At 72.3% G+C, this 17,331-nt stretch carries 15 protein-coding genes; 8 read left to right on the top strand and 7 right to left on the bottom strand.

Annotation, left to right across the window (positions count from 1 at the left end; genetic code table 11):
• Positions 1 to 172: 172 nt before the first annotated feature.
• On the top strand, positions 173 to 3,952 hold the full coding sequence (locus D6B71_RS22840) for a coiled-coil domain-containing protein (protein WP_164519680.1): 3,780 nt from the start codon (positions 173 to 175) through the stop codon (positions 3,950 to 3,952).
• A 198-nt stretch (positions 3,953 to 4,150) separates the two neighbouring features.
• Here D6B71_RS22840 and ygfZ read toward each other — a convergent pair whose 3' ends face one another.
• The 3 genes from ygfZ to D6B71_RS14355 are packed head-to-tail and all read right to left on the bottom strand — an operon-like array spanning position 4,151 to position 6,083.
• Positions 4,151 to 5,140 (bottom strand): CAF17-like 4Fe-4S cluster assembly/insertion protein YgfZ, encoded by a 990-nt coding sequence (gene ygfZ, locus D6B71_RS14365; RefSeq protein WP_121256222.1) that lies wholly within the window; start codon positions 5,138 to 5,140, stop codon positions 4,151 to 4,153.
• Entirely contained in the window at positions 5,115 to 5,573 is a 459-nt protein-coding gene (locus D6B71_RS14360; protein WP_121256220.1) for a Fur family transcriptional regulator, read from the bottom strand. Before D6B71_RS14360 ends, ygfZ begins: the two co-directional genes overlap by 26 nt.
• A gap of 15 nt (positions 5,574 to 5,588) precedes the next feature.
• Positions 5,589 to 6,083, bottom strand: coding sequence for a heme-binding beta-barrel domain-containing protein (locus D6B71_RS14355; RefSeq protein WP_121256218.1), 495 nt, complete (start codon positions 6,081 to 6,083; stop codon positions 5,589 to 5,591).
• A gap of 47 nt (positions 6,084 to 6,130) precedes the next feature.
• Here D6B71_RS14355 and D6B71_RS14350 point away from each other — a divergent pair, with 47 nt between their 5' ends.
• Positions 6,131 to 6,490 (top strand): DsrE family protein, encoded by a 360-nt coding sequence (locus D6B71_RS14350; protein ID WP_121256216.1) that lies wholly within the window; start codon positions 6,131 to 6,133, stop codon positions 6,488 to 6,490.
• A 65-nt stretch (positions 6,491 to 6,555) separates the two neighbouring features.
• Here D6B71_RS14350 and D6B71_RS14345 read toward each other — a convergent pair whose 3' ends face one another.
• Entirely contained in the window at positions 6,556 to 7,632 is a 1,077-nt protein-coding gene (locus D6B71_RS14345; RefSeq protein ID WP_121256214.1) for an alpha/beta hydrolase, read from the bottom strand.
• Positions 7,633 to 7,867: 235 nt separating this feature from the next.
• Here D6B71_RS14345 and D6B71_RS14340 point away from each other — a divergent pair, with 235 nt between their 5' ends.
• The 6 genes from D6B71_RS14340 (at position 7,868) to D6B71_RS14315 (ending at position 14,499) form a co-directional block, all read left to right on the top strand.
• A complete protein-coding gene (locus D6B71_RS14340; RefSeq protein WP_121256212.1) occupies positions 7,868 to 10,033 on the top strand; it encodes an RNA degradosome polyphosphate kinase in 2,166 nt (721 codons plus the stop codon).
• Positions 10,034 to 10,133: 100 nt separating this feature from the next.
• Positions 10,134 to 10,751 carry a DUF47 domain-containing protein gene (locus tag D6B71_RS14335; RefSeq protein WP_240641420.1) on the top strand — a complete coding sequence of 206 codons (618 nt, stop codon included), beginning with the start codon at positions 10,134 to 10,136 and terminating at the stop codon, positions 10,749 to 10,751.
• Between the two features lie 4 nt (positions 10,752 to 10,755).
• Entirely contained in the window at positions 10,756 to 11,757 is a 1,002-nt protein-coding gene (locus D6B71_RS14330; RefSeq protein ID WP_121256210.1) for an inorganic phosphate transporter, read from the top strand.
• Positions 11,758 to 12,123: 366 nt separating this feature from the next.
• Entirely contained in the window at positions 12,124 to 12,753 is a 630-nt protein-coding gene (locus tag D6B71_RS14325) for a TasA family protein (RefSeq protein WP_164519679.1), read from the top strand.
• Between the two features lie 104 nt (positions 12,754 to 12,857).
• Positions 12,858 to 13,922 carry a signal peptidase I gene (locus D6B71_RS23155; RefSeq protein ID WP_206051774.1) on the top strand — a complete coding sequence of 355 codons (1,065 nt, stop codon included), beginning with the start codon at positions 12,858 to 12,860 and terminating at the stop codon, positions 13,920 to 13,922.
• A 100-nt stretch (positions 13,923 to 14,022) separates the two neighbouring features.
• Positions 14,023 to 14,499, top strand: coding sequence for a hypothetical protein (locus D6B71_RS14315; RefSeq protein WP_121256206.1), 477 nt, complete (start codon positions 14,023 to 14,025; stop codon positions 14,497 to 14,499).
• A gap of 162 nt (positions 14,500 to 14,661) precedes the next feature.
• On the opposite strand, the gene pstB is transcribed toward D6B71_RS14315, so the two are convergent.
• From pstB to pstC, 3 genes are all read right to left on the bottom strand, one after another.
• Complete coding sequence (gene pstB, locus D6B71_RS14310; protein WP_206051775.1) at positions 14,662 to 15,432, bottom strand: phosphate ABC transporter ATP-binding protein PstB; 771 nt, start codon at positions 15,430 to 15,432, stop codon at positions 14,662 to 14,664.
• 137 nt (positions 15,433 to 15,569) lie between these two features.
• Entirely contained in the window at positions 15,570 to 16,484 is a 915-nt protein-coding gene (pstA, locus tag D6B71_RS14305) for a phosphate ABC transporter permease PstA (protein ID WP_121256203.1), read from the bottom strand.
• The coding region (gene pstC / locus D6B71_RS14300) for a phosphate ABC transporter permease subunit PstC (protein WP_121256201.1) at positions 16,484 to 17,331 on the bottom strand (848 nt) is incomplete at its 5' end. The genes pstC and pstA, both read right to left, overlap by 1 nt.

The following is a 17,331-nucleotide window of genomic DNA, read 5'->3' as shown; positions in this document are numbered from 1 at the left end:
CTTTCATGCGTCTGCCCGAGGGCGGGTCGCAGTCAGGGTCGTGCGCCCGAGGACGCGCCAGTGCGCGTCGTGGGGCAGACGACCCCGGTGCGCGAAGATCACACCGCGGCCGAGGCGGTGAATCACCGACACCTCGACCCCCACTGGTCCCACACCGACTAGGTTCTGGTCCATGACCGGCGACGAAGACTCCCCGCCAGCCGAGGTGCCCGCCGAGCCACAGCGCGGCGAGGCCCCTGGCGAGACGCACCGGCGGTTCTTCCGCCGTCAGCGTTCCGGGGCCGAGGTCACCGGTGCGCACCCCGTCGTACCCCGCGCCTCCGAGGTCGACATCCGGCCGGGCGCCGGAATCGACCGCAGCCGGCTGCCCGGGCCGCAGGACGAGGGCTCGGTCTCCCGGGCCGCCGAGCAGCTGCGCGCGGTGGCCGACGACGCCGCCGAGCAGTCGCTGAGCGTCGCCGGCTCGCCACGGGCCGCCGAGGCGCTGCACGCCGCCACCGAGGCCGCAGCCGCCGCGGCCGCCGCCGAGCGGGCCGTGGCCGAGGAGGCCGCCCGCGACATGGCCCAGGCCGCCGAGGAGGCCCACCAGCGCCGTCGCGCCGCCGAGCACGCCGCGACCCAAGCAGAGCAGGGCCGCCGGCTCGCCGAGCAGTTGGCCCGCGAGCTGGCCGAGTCCGCCGACCAGGCCCAGGCCGCCCGCGTCGACGCCGAGCGACGCGCCCAGGAGGCCGCCGAACAGCTCGAGCGAGCCCGCAGCGAGCAGCACGAGTCGCTGTCCCGGCTGGCCGAGCAGCAGGAGGCCGTGCTCGCGCGGCTCACCGGTGAGCGCGACGCGGCCGAGCGCGCCGCCACCGCCCAGGCCGACGCCCGCGCTGCCGCCGAGGAAGCGGCCGCCACCCAGGCCGCTGCCGCCGAAGCCGCCGCCACCGCCCGGCTCGAGGCCGAACAGGCTGCCCGAGCGCACGCCGAAGCCGCAGCGGCGGCCCACGCCGAGGCCGAGCAGGCGGCCCGGGAACAGCAGGAGGCGTTGGCCGCGGCCCGCGCCGAGGCGCAGACCCGCACCGAGGAGGCGGCCCGCGCCGCCGAGCGGCGTACCGAGGCCGAGGAGCGCGCCCTCGCCCTCGCCGAGGACGTCGAACGCGCCCGCCGCGAGCTCGCCTCCGCCCAGACCGCCGCGGCCGCACTGGCCGAGGAGACCGAGCGCTCGGCCGCCGCCCGGCTCGGCGCCGAGGAGGCCGCCCGCTCCCACGCCCAGGCCCGCGCCGCCGCCGACACCGCCGCCGAGGCCGCCGCCGTCGCGCTAGCCCAGGCCCGCGACGAGGCGACTCGACAGGCCGAGGCCGCGCAGGAGGCCGAGGCCGCCCGACAGGCCGCCGAGCGGTCCGCGACCGAGGCCGCCTCCACCGCCGAGGCCGCCCAGGCGCAGGCAGCAGCCGCCGCGGAGCGCGCAACCGAGCTGTCCGAGGCCGCGGTACGCCGCGCGCAGGAGGCCGCCGCGACCGCCGAAGCGCGCGTGCGCGAGAGCGCCGAGACGGTCGAGTCGCGCATCGCGGTCACGGCCGGCGAGCTCGAGCAACGGCTGCGTGAGACCGCCGACGACGCCGAGCGCCGGGCCCGCGCACTCGCCGCCGACACCGAGCAGCGGCTCACCGAGCTGAGCGCCACCGCTGCGGCCGCCGCAGCCGCCGAGGCCGCGGCACACACGGAGGCCGAAGCCCGTGCGACCGAAGCGGCCGTCGCCGCCGAAGCCCGGACAGCGGCCGAGCAGGCCGCCGAGTCCGCCGCCCAGGCCCGCGCGGTCGCCGAGCGCGCCACCGAGGAGGCCGGCTGGGCGCTGGCCGCCGCCCAGGAGGAGGGCACCCAGCAGGCCAGCGACGCCGCGGCCGCCCACGCCGCGCGGCTCGCCGCCGAGCAGGCCGCCGCCTCCGCGGCGGAGCAGGCCACCGCCGCGCTCGCGCAGGCCCGGGAGGCCGAGGAGCGCGCTCGCGAGGTCGCCGAGACCGCCGCCCGCCGCGCCCGCGAGGCCGGCGAGGCCGCGGAGGCCAGGATCGCCGAGCTCACCGCGGTCGCCGCGGCCGCCGTCCAGGCCGAGGCCGAAGCCCACGCCGAGGCCACCGACCGGGCCGCGGAGACCGCCGCCGCCGTCGCGGCCCGCAACGCCGCCGAAGCGGCCGCCCAGGAGGCCGCCGAGGCCCGTGCCGCCGCCGAGGCCGCCGCCACCGAGCAGGCCACCGCCCGCGCGAGCGCCGACGAGGCCGCCGCCGAGCAGGCCCGGCTCGCCGGCGAGGCCCACGCCGTCCGCGCCGAGGCCGAGCAGGCAGCGCGGGACGCCGCCGACGCCGCGACCGCAGCCCACGCGCAGGCCGAGGCCGCCGAGCAGCGCGCCGCCGACCTCGCCGACCGGCTCGAGCACACCCGGCAGGAGCTCGCCTCAGCGCAGGCCGCGGCCGCCTCGCTCGCCGAGGAGACCGAACGCTCCGCCGCCGCCCGGCTCGGCGCCGAGGAGGCCGCGCGCTCCCACGCCCAAGCCCGCGCCGCCGCCGACCGGGCCGCCCACGAGGCCGCCGAGGCACGCACCGCCGCCGAGGAGGCCGCCACTCGCCAGGCGGACGCCGCCCGGGAGGCCGCCGCCGCCCGGTCCGCGGCCGAGCAGGCCGCCACCGCCGCCCTCGAGCAGGCCCGCAGCGCCGCCGAGCAGGCCGCGGCCGCCGAGCAGCGCGCGCGCGAGTCGGCCGAGGCCGCGCAGTTGCGGGCGCGCGAGAGCGCCGAGCTCGCCGAACGTCGCCTGGCCGAGCTCACCGAAGCCGCCGAGGCGGCCGGTGCGGCCGAGGTGGCCGCCCATCAGGCCGCCGAGGCCAGGGCGGCCGAGACCGAGGCGGCCATCGCCGCGCGCAACGTCGCCGAGCACGCCGCGCGGGAGGCGGCCGAGGGCCGCCACGCCGCCGAGGACGCCGCGGGGCAGGCGAACGCCGAGCGGCTCACCGCCGAACATGAGGCGCGCACCCAGGCCGAGGCCGCCGCCCGCGCCGCCGCGGAGCGTCAGCAGGTCGAGGAGCGCACCGCCAACGCCCTCGGCGAGGCCGCCGACACGATGGAGGCACTGCGCCAGGCTCTGGCCGAGGCTGCCGAGCAGCGCGCCGCCGCCGAACAGGCCGCCGCCGAACAGGCCCGGCTGCGCGAGGCCGCCGAGCAGGCAGCCGCCGACCACGCCGCCCAGCGCGCCGGCCTCGAGGCCGAGGCCCGACGCCACGCGGAGGCCGCCGCCCAGGCCGAGCGGGGACGGCGTACCGCCGACGAGCGCGCGCTGCTGCTCACCCAGAGCCTCGAGACCGCCCGGGCACTGCTGCTCCAGGAGGCAACCCGGCGCCAGCACTGGTGGCAGCGCTCGGCCCCGGTGGTCTGGCCCGACGGGCCGCAGGAGGTCTCGGCGAGCTCGACCCCCGGGGCGGGCTCGACCTCCGGGGCGGGTGACGGTGAGGTGACCTCCGGCGGCACGACGGTCGTCGCCCGTCCGGCGGGCGCTCCGAGCGGCGTCGAGACGTTCTCGCGACACGGCGGGCTCGGTGTGCTGCCGGTGCTGCTCGGCCTGGGCGCGCTCGCCGCCGCCGGCTATGCGGCGTACGCCGCCACGCAGGACCAGCTGCTGGCCGCCCCCGGCGTCCTCGCCTCGCTGCTGACCGTGGTGCTGGTGCTGCTGGCCTTCCGCACCCGTACCTCGACGGTGACCGTGTCGATCGAGGACGGCCTGGTGCGGGTGGTCGGCGCCGAGAGCCAGCACCAGTTCGACCTCACCAACCCGGCGCAGCGGGTGGAGATGCACGGCACGCCCGGCCGTCGCGGCTGGCGGGTGCTGTTCCTGCGCCGTGGCCTGCCGCCCTGCACGATCGACGCCCGGATGGTCGACGCCGAGGCGTTCGTCGCCGCGCTGCGGAGGTACCGCCCCGAGCTGTGACTCCGCCGTCGCGCCGACTCGACGCGCTCCCGCTCTGCCGAAGCGCCGAGTCGGCCCCAGCCTGACGGGGGGGGTGCGAACGCCCTGGCCCGCTGCCGGCAACGGCACGACTTCACACGCGTTGTTGACGCTTCTCACGCGCTGGAGCGCCTGAGAAGTGCGGGAATCGCCGGATATCCGGCGATCCTCCGCCCGCCCTCAGCCCAGCCGGGGGCGCACGTGCAGACCGACCTCGGGGTCGACCACGACCTCCTGGGCGGCCGGCATGCCGTCGACCTCGAGGGTGGCGTCGAGCGCGACGTTGCGCTTGACCATCGCCAGCGCGATCGGGCCCAGCTCGTGGTGGCGGGCCGAGGAGCCGACGAAGCCGATCGCCCTGCTGCCCTCGCCCGCGCCGGCGAGCCGCAGCTCGGCTCCCCGCGCCGGCAGCCGGTTCTCGCTGCCGTCGAGGTGCAGCAGCGTCAGCCGGCGCGGCGGCCGACCCAGCGTGTGCACCCGGGCCACCGTCTCCTGACCGCGGTAGCAGCCCTTGTCGAGGTGAACCGCGCTGCCGATCCAGCCCACCTCGTTGGGGATCGTGCGCTCGTCGGTGTCGATGCCCAGCCGTGGCTCACCGCGGGCGATCCGCAACGCCTCGAACGCCCACAGCCCGCACGCCGGCCCCGCCGCCTCGGCGTACGCCGTCAACCGCTCCCGCGGGACCAGCTCGTAGCCGTCGTAGAAGGTCTCGGCAAGCTCGACCACCGAGGAGGCGCGCGGCCGCCAGGTGACCGCCAGCTCGGAGGTGACGTCGGCGATCTCGACCCGGGTCATGAACTTCATCCGTTCGAGGAACCCGATGAGCGCCGCCGCCTGACCCGGCTCGGTGTGGGCGACGAACGCCTCCCCGTCGTCGTAGCCGTAGAACGCGTGCTCGACGTGGCCGTTGGGGCTGAGCACCAGCGCACCGGTCCACTGCTTGGCGGCCAGCTCGAGGAAGTGCTGGCTGGTCAGGTTGTGCAACCAGGTGAGCCGGTCGGGGCCGCTGATGCGCAGCACGTCGCGGTGGGAGAGGTCGACGAACCCCTCGCCCGACTCGAGGGTGCGCTGCTCGAGGTTGAACGAGCCGTAGTGGGCGGCGACGTCGGCGTCCGGCGCGTCGCCGGCCACCGCGCCCGGCAGGTCAAGCAGGGGACTCGGGTTGGGCATGGGGGTCCTCCGGGGGGTCGGAGCGGTCGCAGCTCTCGCAGTGGCCGAACACCGTCAGGTGCCCGACGTCGACCACGAAGCCGTGCTCGGCGCGCAGCCGCGCGGTGAACTCCGCGGCCACGTCCTGGTCAACCGAGATCACACACCGGCAATTCCGGCAGGTCAGGTGGAAGTGCTGCGGACCGCTGGTCGAGTGGTAGGTCGGCGCCTTGCCGGTCAGGTGGATGTGACGCACCAGGCCGAGCTGCTCGAGCACGTCGAGGTTGCGGTAGACCGTCGACTGGTTCACCGCGCTGACCTGCTGCTGCACCTCGGCCAGCACGTCCTCGGCGGTGCCGTGGCCGAGCCGCTCGACCGCGTCGAGGATCAGCTGCCGCTGCGGGGTGAGCCGGAAGCCCTTGCCCCTCAGGCGCGCACGCAGGTCGTCGGCCACCGCAGACTCACCGACTCACTGCCGCTTCAGGCGCGCCCACAGGTGCGGCTGGAGCTCCTGGCCGACGGCGGCCATGTCGTAGGCGTAGAGCAGGTCGCCCTCGACGTTGCCGTAGAGCCGGTGCCCGCCGGTCACCTCCTTGGCGCTGTCGGTGAACGACACCCCGGCGGTGCGCAGCTCGAGCTTGCCGTCTGCGGCCTGGCCGTACCAGACCTCGGCGATGCCGCTGCCGTGCGACAGCACCATCTCCATCCGGCCCTCCGGCCGGCACCGCAGGAAGCCGGTCTCCTGCGCGGCCTCCCGCACCTTCTCGCCGTTCTCGTCGATGATCCACGAGCGCGCGAAGTAGTGCAGGAAGGGGCGGCCGTCCTGCTGGAAGATCAGCTCCTGGCCGTACTGGAAGGCGTCGATAGTCGGGTAGTCGCCGTGACCGTTGCCGCGCCAGGTGCCGAGCATCCAGGCCACCGGGCCACAGTCGGGGTGCAGGTTGGGCGGGAGTTCGAAAGCCACCCCGCCACTGTAGGGCGTCCCTCGCGGCGCGCCCTAGGGTGAGGCCCATGCGCCCCCTCTCGCTCAAGGTCACCGTCGGCGCCGAGGACGCCGAGCGCTGCAACCAGGGCTTCACGGTCGCCGCCGCCGCGGCCGCCGCCGGCGCCGAAGTCAGCCTGTGGCTGACCGGCGAGGCCGCCTGGTTCGGCGTACCGGGTCGGGCGGAGGCCTTCGACCTGCCGCTGGCCACGCCGCTCGCCGACCTGCGCGACCTGGTGCTCGCGACCGGCCGGGTCACCGTGTGCACGCAGTGCGCGGCCCGCCGCGGCATCACCGAGGACGACGTGCTGCCGGGCGTGCGGATCGCCGGTGCCGCCGTGTGGGCCGAGGAGGTCCTCGCCGAGGGCGTGCAGGCACTCGTCTACTGACTTCGGTCACACCAGCGCCCTTCTCTGCGCGGAAAAGGGCGCTGGTGTGACCGAGGAGCCCGGGATCAGCCGAGCGCCGCCCTCAGCTTCGCGGCGATCACCGCGCACGCCGCGCGCGAGGTGCGGCCGGCGCCGACGATGTTGAAGAACCCGTGGATCTGGTCGGCGAAGCGCTGCAGCTCGACCTCGACCCCCGCGTCGGCCAGCCGGCGAGCGAACGCCTCGCCCTCGTCGCGCAGCGGGTCGAAGCCGGCCGTGCAGAGGTACGCCGGGGCGAGGCCGGGCGGGATGTCGGCGAGCAGCGGCGAGACGCGTGGGTCGGTGTGGGTGGCGGCGTCCGGGGTGTAGGAGGACGACGCGAGGCCGATGAACTCGGTGGTGAGGAAGAACCCGGCACCGAACGCCTGCCGGCTCGCGGCCTGCCCGCGGGCATCGGTCATCGGATAGATCAGCAGCTGGAACGCCAGCGGCAGCCCGTCGCGCGCGGCCGCGATCGCGACGCCGGCGGCCAGGTTGCCGCCCGCCGAGTCGCCGCCGACCGCCAGCCGGGCCGGGTCGGCGTCGAGGTCGGCCGCGTTCGCCACCACCCAGCGATAGGCCGCCACACAGTCGTCGTACGCCGCGGGGAACGGCTCCTCGGGCGCCAACCGGTAGTCGACCGCCAGCACCCGCACCCCGGAGCGCTCCGCGAGGAAACGGCACGGTGCGTCGTGGGAGTCGAGGTCGCCGTAGATGAAGCCACCGCCGTGGAAGAACACCAGCAGCGGTGCGGGGGCGCCCGGGCGGTGCGAGGTCGGCGTGTAGAGCCGGCCGAGCAGGTGGCCGACCTTGACGTCCTGCGCGGACCCGATCGGCTGCCGGCCGCCGGCCAGCGCGCTCTGCTCGAGGATCGCCAGGCGTCCGTCGGGGATGTCGAGGGTCTCGGCGCCGGCCTTGCGGGCCACCTTCTGCAGCCGCAGCATCAGCTGGGTGTCGACCGCGAGCGTCTGTCCCTCGCGGACCACCGGCCGCCCGGCCAGGCGCCGCTGCACGCCCTCGGGCAGGTTCATCGCGCCGCGGAAGACGGCTGCCTCGGCGCGGGCCAGCCGAGGCGCGAGGCGCTCCTTCAGGGGTGGGCGCGAGGCCCGGGTCGCACGGCTCATGGGCGCAGAACCTACCCGCGCGTACGCCGGCGCGGGAGGGTGTCCGTCGGGCGGGCGGCGGGTGGGTGGCACGGTTCCGCGCGATCGCGCCGGGTTGCCCGCGGTCGCAGCCCTACGGGGTGCACTGCCGCGCAGTTGCGCGGAGAACGACACCCCGAGACCACTCCCCGAGAGCTCCCCACCGCCGGTCGGCGCAGACACCCCACGTTCACCAGTCGGTGCCACACTGACCCCCATGACGACCGAGAGCGTGCCCCTGAACGCGGCGAACGGCGAGGGCGTGCCCGAGGACGGCTTCGACGTCGACCCGGCGTACCAGCCCGACCACGTCGCGATCGGGTCGGTCGAGGCGTTCGACGACCGGTTCCTGGACCGTGAGCTGTCCTGGCTGCGGTTCAACCAGCGGGTGCTCGAGCTCGCCGAGGACCCCGAGCTGCCGCTGCTCGAGCGAGTCCGCTTCCTGGCGATCTTCACCAGCAACCTCGACGAGTTCTTCATGGTCCGGGTCGCCGGGCTCAAGCGCAGGATCGCCGCCGGTGTGGCCGTGCGGGCGGCGTCCGGCCTGCTGCCGCGCGAGGTGCTCGAGCAGATCTGGCGCACCACCGGCGAGCTCAGCGAGCGGCACTCCCGGCTGTTCCGCGACCAGATCGTGCCCGAGCTGCGCGAGGAGGGCATCGAGTTGGTCCGCTGGGCCGAGCTCGACAAGGACGAGCAGAAGCAGTGCAAGCGGATGTTCAAGGACCGGGTGTTCCCGGTGCTCACCCCGCTCGCGGTCGACCCCGCGCACCCGTTCCCCTACATCTCGGGGCTCTCGCTCAACATCGCGGTCGTGGTGCGCAACCCCAAGACGGGCAAGGAGCACTTCGCCCGGGTCAAGGTGCCGCCGATCTTCAACCGGTTCGTCCCACTGGGCAACGACCGGTTCCTGCCGCTCGAGGACGTCATCCGCGAGCACCTCAACAAGCTGTTCCCGGGCATGGAGGTGCTCGAGGTGCACACGTTCCGGGTCACCCGCAACGAGGACCTCGAGGTGGAGGAGGACGACGCCGAGAACCTCCTCGCCGCCCTGGAGAAGGAGCTGCTGCGCCGCCGGTTCGGCCCGCCGGTGCGACTCGAGGTCGAGGACACCATCACCCCCCGCGTGCTCGACCTGCTGGTCAGCGAGCTCGACATCGCCCGCGAGGAGGTGATCACGCTCCCCGGCCCGCTCGACCTGCGCAGCCTGCACGACATCGCCGACATCGCCCGCGAGGACCTGAAGTTCCCCGCGTTCGTGCCGACCACCCACAGCTCACTGGCCGAGGTCGAGTCGGCCGCACCGGTCGACGTGTTCAAGGCGGTACGCCGCCGCGACGTGCTGCTGCACCACCCCTACGACTCGTTCGCCACCAGCGTGCAGCGCTTCCTCGAGCAGGCCGCCGCCGACCCCTACGTGCTGGCGATCAAGCAGACGCTCTACCGCACCTCCGGCGACTCCCCGATCATCGACGCGCTCATCGACGCCGCCGACGCCGGCAAGCAGGTGCTGGTGATCGTCGAGATCAAGGCCCGCTTCGACGAGGAGGCCAACATCAAGTGGGCCCGCAAGCTCGAGCAGGCCGGCTGCCACGTCGTCTACGGCCTGGTCGGGCTGAAGACCCACTGCAAGCTGTCGCTGGTGGTCCGCGACGAAGGGCCCAGCGGGGGCGGCATCCGCCGCTACGCCCACATCGGCACCGGCAACTACAACCCGAAGACCTCGCGGATGTACGAGGACCTCGGGATCCTCACCACCAACGAGGTGATCTGCGAGGACGTCGCCCACCTGTTCAACAACCTCTCCGGCTGGTCGCGCAACGCCGAGTACGACGAGTTGCTGGTCGCGCCGGACTCCGTGCGCACCGGCCTGCTCGAGCGGATCCACCGTGAGATCCGACACGCGCGCGCCGGCCGCCCGGCCCGGATCTGCTTCAAGGCCAACTCGGTCGTCGACGAGGCGGTCATCGACGCGCTCTACCTCGCCTCCCAGGAGGGCGTCCGGGTGCAGCTGTGGGTGCGCGGCATCTGCGCCTTGCGGCCCGGCGTACCAGGGCTGTCTGAGAACATCGAGGTGCACTCGATCCTGGGCCGGTTCCTCGAACACAGTCGCGTCTACTGGTTCGACAACGACGGCGATCCCGAGGTGTGGATCGGCTCTGCGGACCTGATGCACCGCAACCTGGACCGTCGGGTCGAGGTGCTGATCCGGGTGCCCGACGCGTCCGGGGTGGCGGCGATCGAGGAGCTGCTGGAGATGGCCTTCGACGACGAGACGATGGTGTGGCGGCTGGACCAGTCCGGCACCTGGACCCGCAACCGCGGCTCCGTCGACCTGCAGCAGTCGCTGATCGAGGCCCAGCGGCGGCGCCGGATGGCCGGCTGAGCGAATCCGCCGGAGACCGGAGGAAGCCCTGGCTTGCGGGTTTCACGAACCGACCCCCTAGCATGATTGCCGTTCGCCTCCGCCTCACCAGGAGTTCTCCGTGGGTTTGCGATTCCGCCCGGTCGACACGTCTTTCTACGACCTCTTCACCGAGTCGGCGCAGCACCTCGTCAAGGGCGCTGCGATCCTTGCCGAGATGCTCGGCGACGGTGCCGACCACGAGGACGTCGCCCGGCGTATGCGTGAGGCCGAGCACGCCTGTGACGAGACCACGCACGCGCTGATCCGCAAGGTCAACAGCACGTTCGTGACGCCGTTCGACCGCGAGGACATCTACGCGCTCGGCTCCGGCCTCGACGACGTGATGGACATGATGGACGAGGCGGTCGACCTGATGCTCGTCTACGAGGTGAAGGTGCTCCCGCCGGAGCTGTCCACGCAGGTGGAGGTGATCCAGCGCTGCGCCGAGCTGACCGCCGAGGCGATGCCGAAGCTGCAGTCGATGCAGTCGCTCGAGGAGTACTGGATCGAGATCAACCGGCTCGAGAACACCGGCGACAAGAACCACCGCCGCACCCTCGCGAAGCTGTTCTCGGGCGAGTACAAGACCATCGAGGTGCTCAAGCTCAAGGACATCGTCGAGTCGCTCGAGGACGCCGTGGACGCCTTCGAGAAGGTGGCGAACACGGTGGAGCAGATCGCGGTCAAGGAGTCCTGACCCCGTGGAGCTCGCGATCGTCATCGCGGTCGTCGTCGTCGCCCTCGTCTTCGACTACACCAACGGATTCCACGACGCCGCCAACGCGATCGCCACCTCGGTGTCGACGCGGGCGCTGACCCCGCGTATCGCGCTGGGCATGGCGGCGATCATGAACTTCATCGGCGCCTTCCTGGGCCAGGAGGTCGCCAACACCGTCGGCGGGGTGATCAACCCCGGCGACGGCTCACACGGTCTGGTGGTCGTGATGGCCGGCCTGTTCGGCGCGATCACCTGGAACATGATCACCTGGTACTACGGCCTGCCGTCGTCGTCCTCGCACGCGCTGATCGGCGGCCTGGTCGGTGCCGCCATCGCCTCGGGCTCGACGGTGAAGTGGCACGTGATCGTCGACAAGATCGTGATCCCGATGATCGGCTCGCCGATCTTCGGCTTCATCGCCGCGTTCCTGGTGATGCTCGCGATCATGTGGATCTTCCGGCGCCGCAACCCGCACCGCACCCAGCGCGGGTTCCGAATCGCGCAGACCATCTCGGCCGCCGCGATGGCGCTCGGCCACGGCCTGCAGGACGCCCAGAAGACGATGGGCGTGATCTTCCTGGCGCTGGTCACCGGCGGTTTCGCCGCTGCCGACGACGACCTGCCGATCTGGGTCATCCTGGCCGCGGCCGCCGCGATCTCGGCCGGCACCTGGGCCGGCGGCTGGCGGATCATGCGCACCCTCGGGCGCCGGATCATCCACCTCGACCCGGCCCGCGGCTTCGCCTCCGAGACCGTCGCGGCCGGCGTGCTCTACACCACCGCGTTCGCGTTCGAGGCGCCGATCTCGACCACCCACACGATCACCTCCGCGGTGATGGGCGCCGGCGCCACCAAGCGCTTCTCGGCGGTGCGGTGGGGTGTGGCCCGCTCGATCGTCGCCGCCTGGGTGCTGACCTTCCCGATGGCCGGCCTCGTCGCCGCCGGCGTCTACTGGGCCTGCAAGTACATCTTCCAGCTGCCCTGATCCCCCGCTGAGTCGGGCCGTTCACCTGGCATCTGCCCGTCCGTCCGGGGCGTCATCCGTCCTGGTCGTCAGGGCGACCGCCTCGTACGACGCGGCAGGCGAGGTCATCCGTCCTGGTCGCCCCGGCGGCCAGGTCGTACGACGCACCCCGCGGGCGGCGGGCATCTGACGGTGCGACGGGCCTTTCGGACGCCTTGTCTCCGGTGGCGTTCAAGGTCCTTGAGATTCGCTTGAGGAACGGGCTCAGGACTTGCGGGAACCATGCGCGACAAGCGATTCGAGCCTTGAACTCCGGGGACCAGAGTTGTGGTCATCAGGGAAGCACCGGAACGGGTCCGGGCCCCGCCCCCACCAAAGGAACTCATGATGATCGCCAAGTCCTCCGCCACCAAGATCCTCGCCTCGATGGCCCTGGTCGCCGGCGCCGCCGGTGTCGCCGGGCTCGGGACGTTCGGTGGCTTCACCGACAGCACCACGGTCGCCGAGAACGCGGTCTCGAGCGGCACGATCGACATCGAGAAGGGCGCCACCGCGAGCTTCGCGGTCGCCGACCTGCTGCCCGGCGAGACCATCAAGAAGCCGATCACCCTGACCCGCACCGCCACCAGCGAGCCGTTCGGCGCGGTGCGGTTGACCACCACGATCACCTCCGGGACGCCGGAAGCCGTCACGCTCGAGCCGGGCGTCACCCGCGCCGCCAACCTCGACGCCGCCGGTGGGCTGGAGATGACTATCCAGAGCTGCAGCACCGAGTGGTCGGCCAACTACGTCTGCAGCGGGACCACCAAGACGGTGTCCCTGCCGACCAACGACGTCGCGCAGAGCAACGTCGACATCCTTGCCGCCACCAACCTCAACGACAACGCCTCGCGCACCGCGAACCTGCTCGTCAGCCTCAAGCTCCCCGACACGGCCGGCAACGAGTTCCAGGGGCTGAAGGACACCATCGGCTTCACCTTCAACGCCACCCAGGTCACCACCACCGCCACCCGCTGACCGGCGACGGGCCCGCTCCCCACGGGGGCGGGGCGGGCCCGCTCCCCCGATCGCCCCCACTGATCCACAGCGAACCCCTCTCACCAGCCCGGAAGGAGCCGACGATGAGCCTCCACCTCCTCGAGCGCCCGGCTCCCCAACACCGGGCCACCGCCCCCCAGGCCTCCCCCGCGCCCGAGCGCGCGGGCCTGCGACGTGCCGGCCGCGTGCTGCGCACCGCGGGCCGCTGGACGCTCAACCTGGCGCTGGTCGCCGGCATCGTGGCCTTCCTCGGCCTGGCCGTCGGCCCCCACATCTTCGGCTACCGCACCATCACCATGCTCACGCAGAGCATGACCCCGATGATCGAGCCCGGCGACGTCGTCGTCACCTTCCCCAAGCCCGTCGACGAAGTCGCGGTCGGCGACGTGATCACCTACCACATCCCCGTCGAGGACCAGCGGGTCGAGACCCACCGAGTCACCGAGGTCATCGAGCGCAGGAACGGCGACATCGCCGTCAAGACCAAGGGCGACGCCAACGACGCCGAGGACTACTGGACCGCCACCCTCGAGGGCGACACCGTCTGGGAGACCCGCTACGTGGTCCCGAACGTCGGCCACGCGATCCGCGCCCTGCGCCACCCCTGGGTCCAGGACTACGCCTGGTACGCCGCACTCGGCGGCGTCCTGCTGATCGGTCTGCGCAGCATCTGGGGCAGGTCCGACGAGGACGAGCCCACCCCCGCAGCTCCCACTTCCACCGCCGACGAGTCCCCGGAGACCGCCGTGATCACCTCCCCGCTCCTCGAGGACGCCTTCGACGTCACCGCGCTGCGCAAGCTCGCGGCAGACCTGGCCGACGACGACTTCGTCGCCAGCTTCGCCGGCCGCTACCAGCAACTGCTGCCCACCCGGGTCGACCGGATCGCCACGGCGCTGACCACGGCCGACCTCGACGCCGCCCTGGACGCCTCGCTCAGCCTCAAGGTCGCCTCCACGACCGTCGGCACCACCGAGCTGCACGACCTCGCCGAGGTCATCGAGCTGAACGTCCGCCGCCAGGACCTCGCCGCCGCCCGCGACCTCGCCGGCTCGCTCGCCGCCGCCGCGGCCCGCGCCGACGCCGCGCTCACGGCGTACCTCCGCGACGAGCGCAACCTCGTGGGCGAGACCGAGCGCAGCGCCTGACCGGCGCCCGCCCGGCGGCTTGCGCCGATCTTGAGGATCGCTCGAGCCGCACCTGAAGTTGCCGGGTCAGACTGGAGTCACCACCCGGAGAGAAGGAACCATGAAGCTGGCAAACAACGCACGCAGGGCGATCTCGGTCGCCCTCGCCGCTGCCTGCTTCGTGGTCGTCCCGAGCATCGCCGGCGCATCGTTCACCGACCGGTCGAGCGTCACGGTCTCCGTCGGGACCGCGACCGTACCGGCACCCGTCGACGTCACCGGGAACTATCGGTGCCGTTGGGAATGGCTGGTCATCGACGGCGTCACCGTCAACATCGACACGGTTCAGCACGCGATGTCCGGCAAGGCCGGGGTCACCTACCAGTACGCCCTGCGTCGCGCTGACGGCTCTCGGGTGATCACCGAATCGGGTACCCCCGCCAAGCCGGCCGCCAGACTCGACGACACCAAGTTCATCGACGCCAGCACCAGTCGCTGGACGCTCAATGTGACGGCGAGCCTGTTCAACTGGACCGGAGCACCGCACCAGGAGTCGATCGTGTGCGAGACCGGAAGCACCAAGCGCGTCGACTTCTGAGGTGCCCTGGCCGTGTTCGGTCAGACCAGCGCCCTTCTGCGCGCTCGGCGTATCCCCGCGCTGCGCTCATCCACAAGACGGCTGGCACGTCGCCAGCCGACGGTCACACCAGCGCCCTTATGGACCCGCCCGAAGGGCGCTGGTGTGACCGAGGGCGAGACCTCAGCCGAAGCGGCCCGAGATGTAGTCCTCGGTCCGCTTGTCAGAGGGGTTGGCGAAGATGCGGGTGGTCTGGTCGAACTCGACCAGCAGCCCGGTGCGGTTGCCGGTGGTCTCGTCGGGGCGGGCGGTGAAGAACGCCGTGCGGTCCGAGACCCGCGCCGCCTGCTGCATGTTGTGGGTGACGATGATGATCGTGTAGTCCGAGCGCAGTTCCATCATCAGGTCCTCGATGCGCGAGGTGGCGATCGGGTCCAGCGCCGAGCAGGGCTCGTCCATCAAGATCACGTCGGGCCGGGTGGCGATCGTGCGGGCGATGCACAGCCTTTGCTGCTGCCCGCCCGAGAGGCCGTACGCCGACTGCTTGAGCTTGTCCTTCACCTCGTCCCAGAGTGCGGCGCCGCGCAGCGCCTCCTCGACGAGGTCGTCCATGCTGTCGACCTTCATGCCGGTGACTCGGGGGCCGTAGGCGATGTTGTCGTAGATCGACTTCGGGAACGGGTTCGGCTTCTGGAAGACCATCCCGATGTGCGTGCGGACCGCGATCGGGTCGACGCCGCGGGCATAGATGTTCTGGCCGTGGTAGGTCACCTCGCCCTCGACGCGAGCCCCGGTGACCAGGTCGTTCATCCGGTTCAGGCAACGCAGCACCGTGGACTTGCCGCAGCCCGAAGGCCCGATCAGCGCAGTGATCTCGTTGCGGCCGAAGGAGAGGTTCACGTCGTGCACGGCGTGGAAGTCGCCGTAGAACACGTTGAGGCCGTGCGCCTCCATGACCGGGTCCGGAGGCAGCGCGGGCAGCTCTCGTTCGGCGTCCTGGTGCACGGTCGCGAGCGTATCCACGTGCCGGCCGTCGTGGGTGGACGGCGCCGTGGAGGCGGTGGCGGGCTTGATGGACATGTGGCGTCCCCTTACCAGGATCGCTGGAACTTGTTGCGGATGAAGATGGCCAGGGCGTTCATGCCCAGGATCATCGCGAGCAGCACGATGATCGCGGCCGACGCCGCGATCTGGTACTCCTCGTGCGACTCGGACGAGAGCTGGAAGATCTGGATCGGCAGCGCCACGACCTTGTCGAGCAGGCCGGCCGGATCCTCACGCACAACCGCGAGCCCGAGGATGATCAGCGGTGCGGCCTCCCCGATCGCACGGGAGAGTCCGAGGATGGTGCCGGTGGCGATGCCCGGCACGGCCGACGGCAGGGTGTTGCGCCAGGTGGTCTGCCACACGGTCGCGCCCAACGCCAGCGAACCCTGCCGGATCTCTTCGGGCACCGCGCGAATCGCCTCGCGGGTCGTGATGATGACCACCGGGAGGATCAACAGCGCCAACGCGATCGCGCCGCCGAGCACGATGCCCTTGTAGGTGAACCCGAGCAGTCCCATGATCGCCACGGCGAGCATGCCGTAGATGATCGAGGGTACGGCGGCCAGGTTCTGCAGGTTCACCTCGACCAGCCGGTTGTACCAGGTGCGGGAGTCCGCGAACTCCTCCAGATGGACCGCTGCCCCGATGCCCAGTGGGATCGCCAGGATCGCCGTGGTCACCATCAGCCAGACCGACCCGAGGATGCCGGCCCGGAAGCCGGTCTCGTCCCTGTTGATCCGCGACTCGTAGTTGGTGAAGAGCTCGCCGTCGAGGCGGGGTGCACCGGCGATCGCGGTGTCCAGGATCAGCGCGAGCAGCACGACGACACCGAAGAACAGGGAGAACCAGAGGGCGGCCAGGAACAGGATCGACTTGGGGTTCTTGTCGCGGCTGCGTCCCTTGAGGTTCGCCTGCACGCTCGACTGTGCGGCCGAGGCGGCGGTGGATGCGACGCTCATCAGTAGGCCTGCCTGTACCGTCGGACGATCGAGATCGAGATCGCGTTGATGATGAAGGTGATCACGAAGAGCAGCAGCCCCACCGCGAACAGCATGTTGTAGTCGGCCGACCCCACCGGGTTCTCACCCTTCGCGGTGATCGCGATGAAGCCGGTCATCGTCATGTGCGGCTCACCGGGGTCGAGCGACATGTTCTTCACCGCGCCGCCGGCCATCGTCACGATCATCGTCTCGCCGACGGCGCGGGAGAGCCCGAGCACGATGGCGGCCGCGATCCCCGAGAGGGCTGCGGGGAAGACGACCCGCAGGGTGGTCTGCATCCGGTTGGCCCCCATCGCCAGCGAGCCCTGGCGCAGCGCTTGCGGCACCGCGGACATCGCGTCCTCCGACAGCGAGGCGACGGTCGGGATGATCATCACGCCCAGCACCAGGCCCGCCGACCAGGCGTTCGTGAAGTTCACCTCCAACCCGAGCCAGCCCTGCAGGACCACCGGGGTGACGAAGAAGACCGCGAAGAACCCGTAGACCACGGACGGGACGCCGGCCAGAAGCTCCACCGTCGGCTTGAGCCACTTGCGTGCCCGGGGGCTGGCGTACTCCGAGAGGTACATGGCCGCGCCCAGACCCAGCGGCACCGCCAGCGCCAGCGCGATGACGGTGGTCAGGGCGGTGCCGACGAGCAGCGGCAGTACGGCCGGCTTCACCCCTCTGCCGATCTCGTCGGTGGTGGAGAAGAAGTCGCCGAGGGGCACCTCGCGGAAGAAGTGGTAGGCGGGCTCGATGACCGCCGCGATGATGCCGAAGGTGATGGCGACCGAGGTCATCGCCGACACCAAGAGGAGTGTCT

The sequence above is a fragment of the Nocardioides ferulae genome, assembly GCF_003660455.1.
GTDB lineage: Bacteria > Actinomycetota > Actinomycetes > Propionibacteriales > Nocardioidaceae > Nocardioides > Nocardioides ferulae.
Note: the sequence above shows the minus strand (reverse complement) of the source record. Positions and strands in the feature narration are given on the sequence as shown.

Coding starts and splice junctions, on each gene's coding strand:
- D6B71_RS22840 (WP_164519680.1), top strand. CDS start 173: ATGACCGGCGACGAAGACTCCCCGCCAGCCGAGGTGCCCGCCGAGCCA.
- ygfZ (WP_121256222.1), bottom strand. CDS start 5,140: ATGCCCAACCCGAGTCCCCTGCTTGACCTGCCGGGCGCGGTGGCCGGC.
- D6B71_RS14350 (WP_121256216.1), top strand. CDS start 6,131: ATGCGCCCCCTCTCGCTCAAGGTCACCGTCGGCGCCGAGGACGCCGAG.
- D6B71_RS14345 (WP_121256214.1), bottom strand. CDS start 7,632: ATGAGCCGTGCGACCCGGGCCTCGCGCCCACCCCTGAAGGAGCGCCTC.
- D6B71_RS14340 (WP_121256212.1), top strand. CDS start 7,868: ATGACGACCGAGAGCGTGCCCCTGAACGCGGCGAACGGCGAGGGCGTG.
- D6B71_RS14325 (WP_164519679.1), top strand. CDS start 12,124: ATGATCGCCAAGTCCTCCGCCACCAAGATCCTCGCCTCGATGGCCCTG.
- D6B71_RS23155 (WP_206051774.1), top strand. CDS start 12,858: ATGAGCCTCCACCTCCTCGAGCGCCCGGCTCCCCAACACCGGGCCACC.
- D6B71_RS14315 (WP_121256206.1), top strand. CDS start 14,023: ATGAAGCTGGCAAACAACGCACGCAGGGCGATCTCGGTCGCCCTCGCC.
- pstB (WP_206051775.1), bottom strand. CDS start 15,432: ATGGAGGCGCACGGCCTCAACGTGTTCTACGGCGACTTCCACGCCGTG.
- pstA (WP_121256203.1), bottom strand. CDS start 16,484: ATGAGCGTCGCATCCACCGCCGCCTCGGCCGCACAGTCGAGCGTGCAG.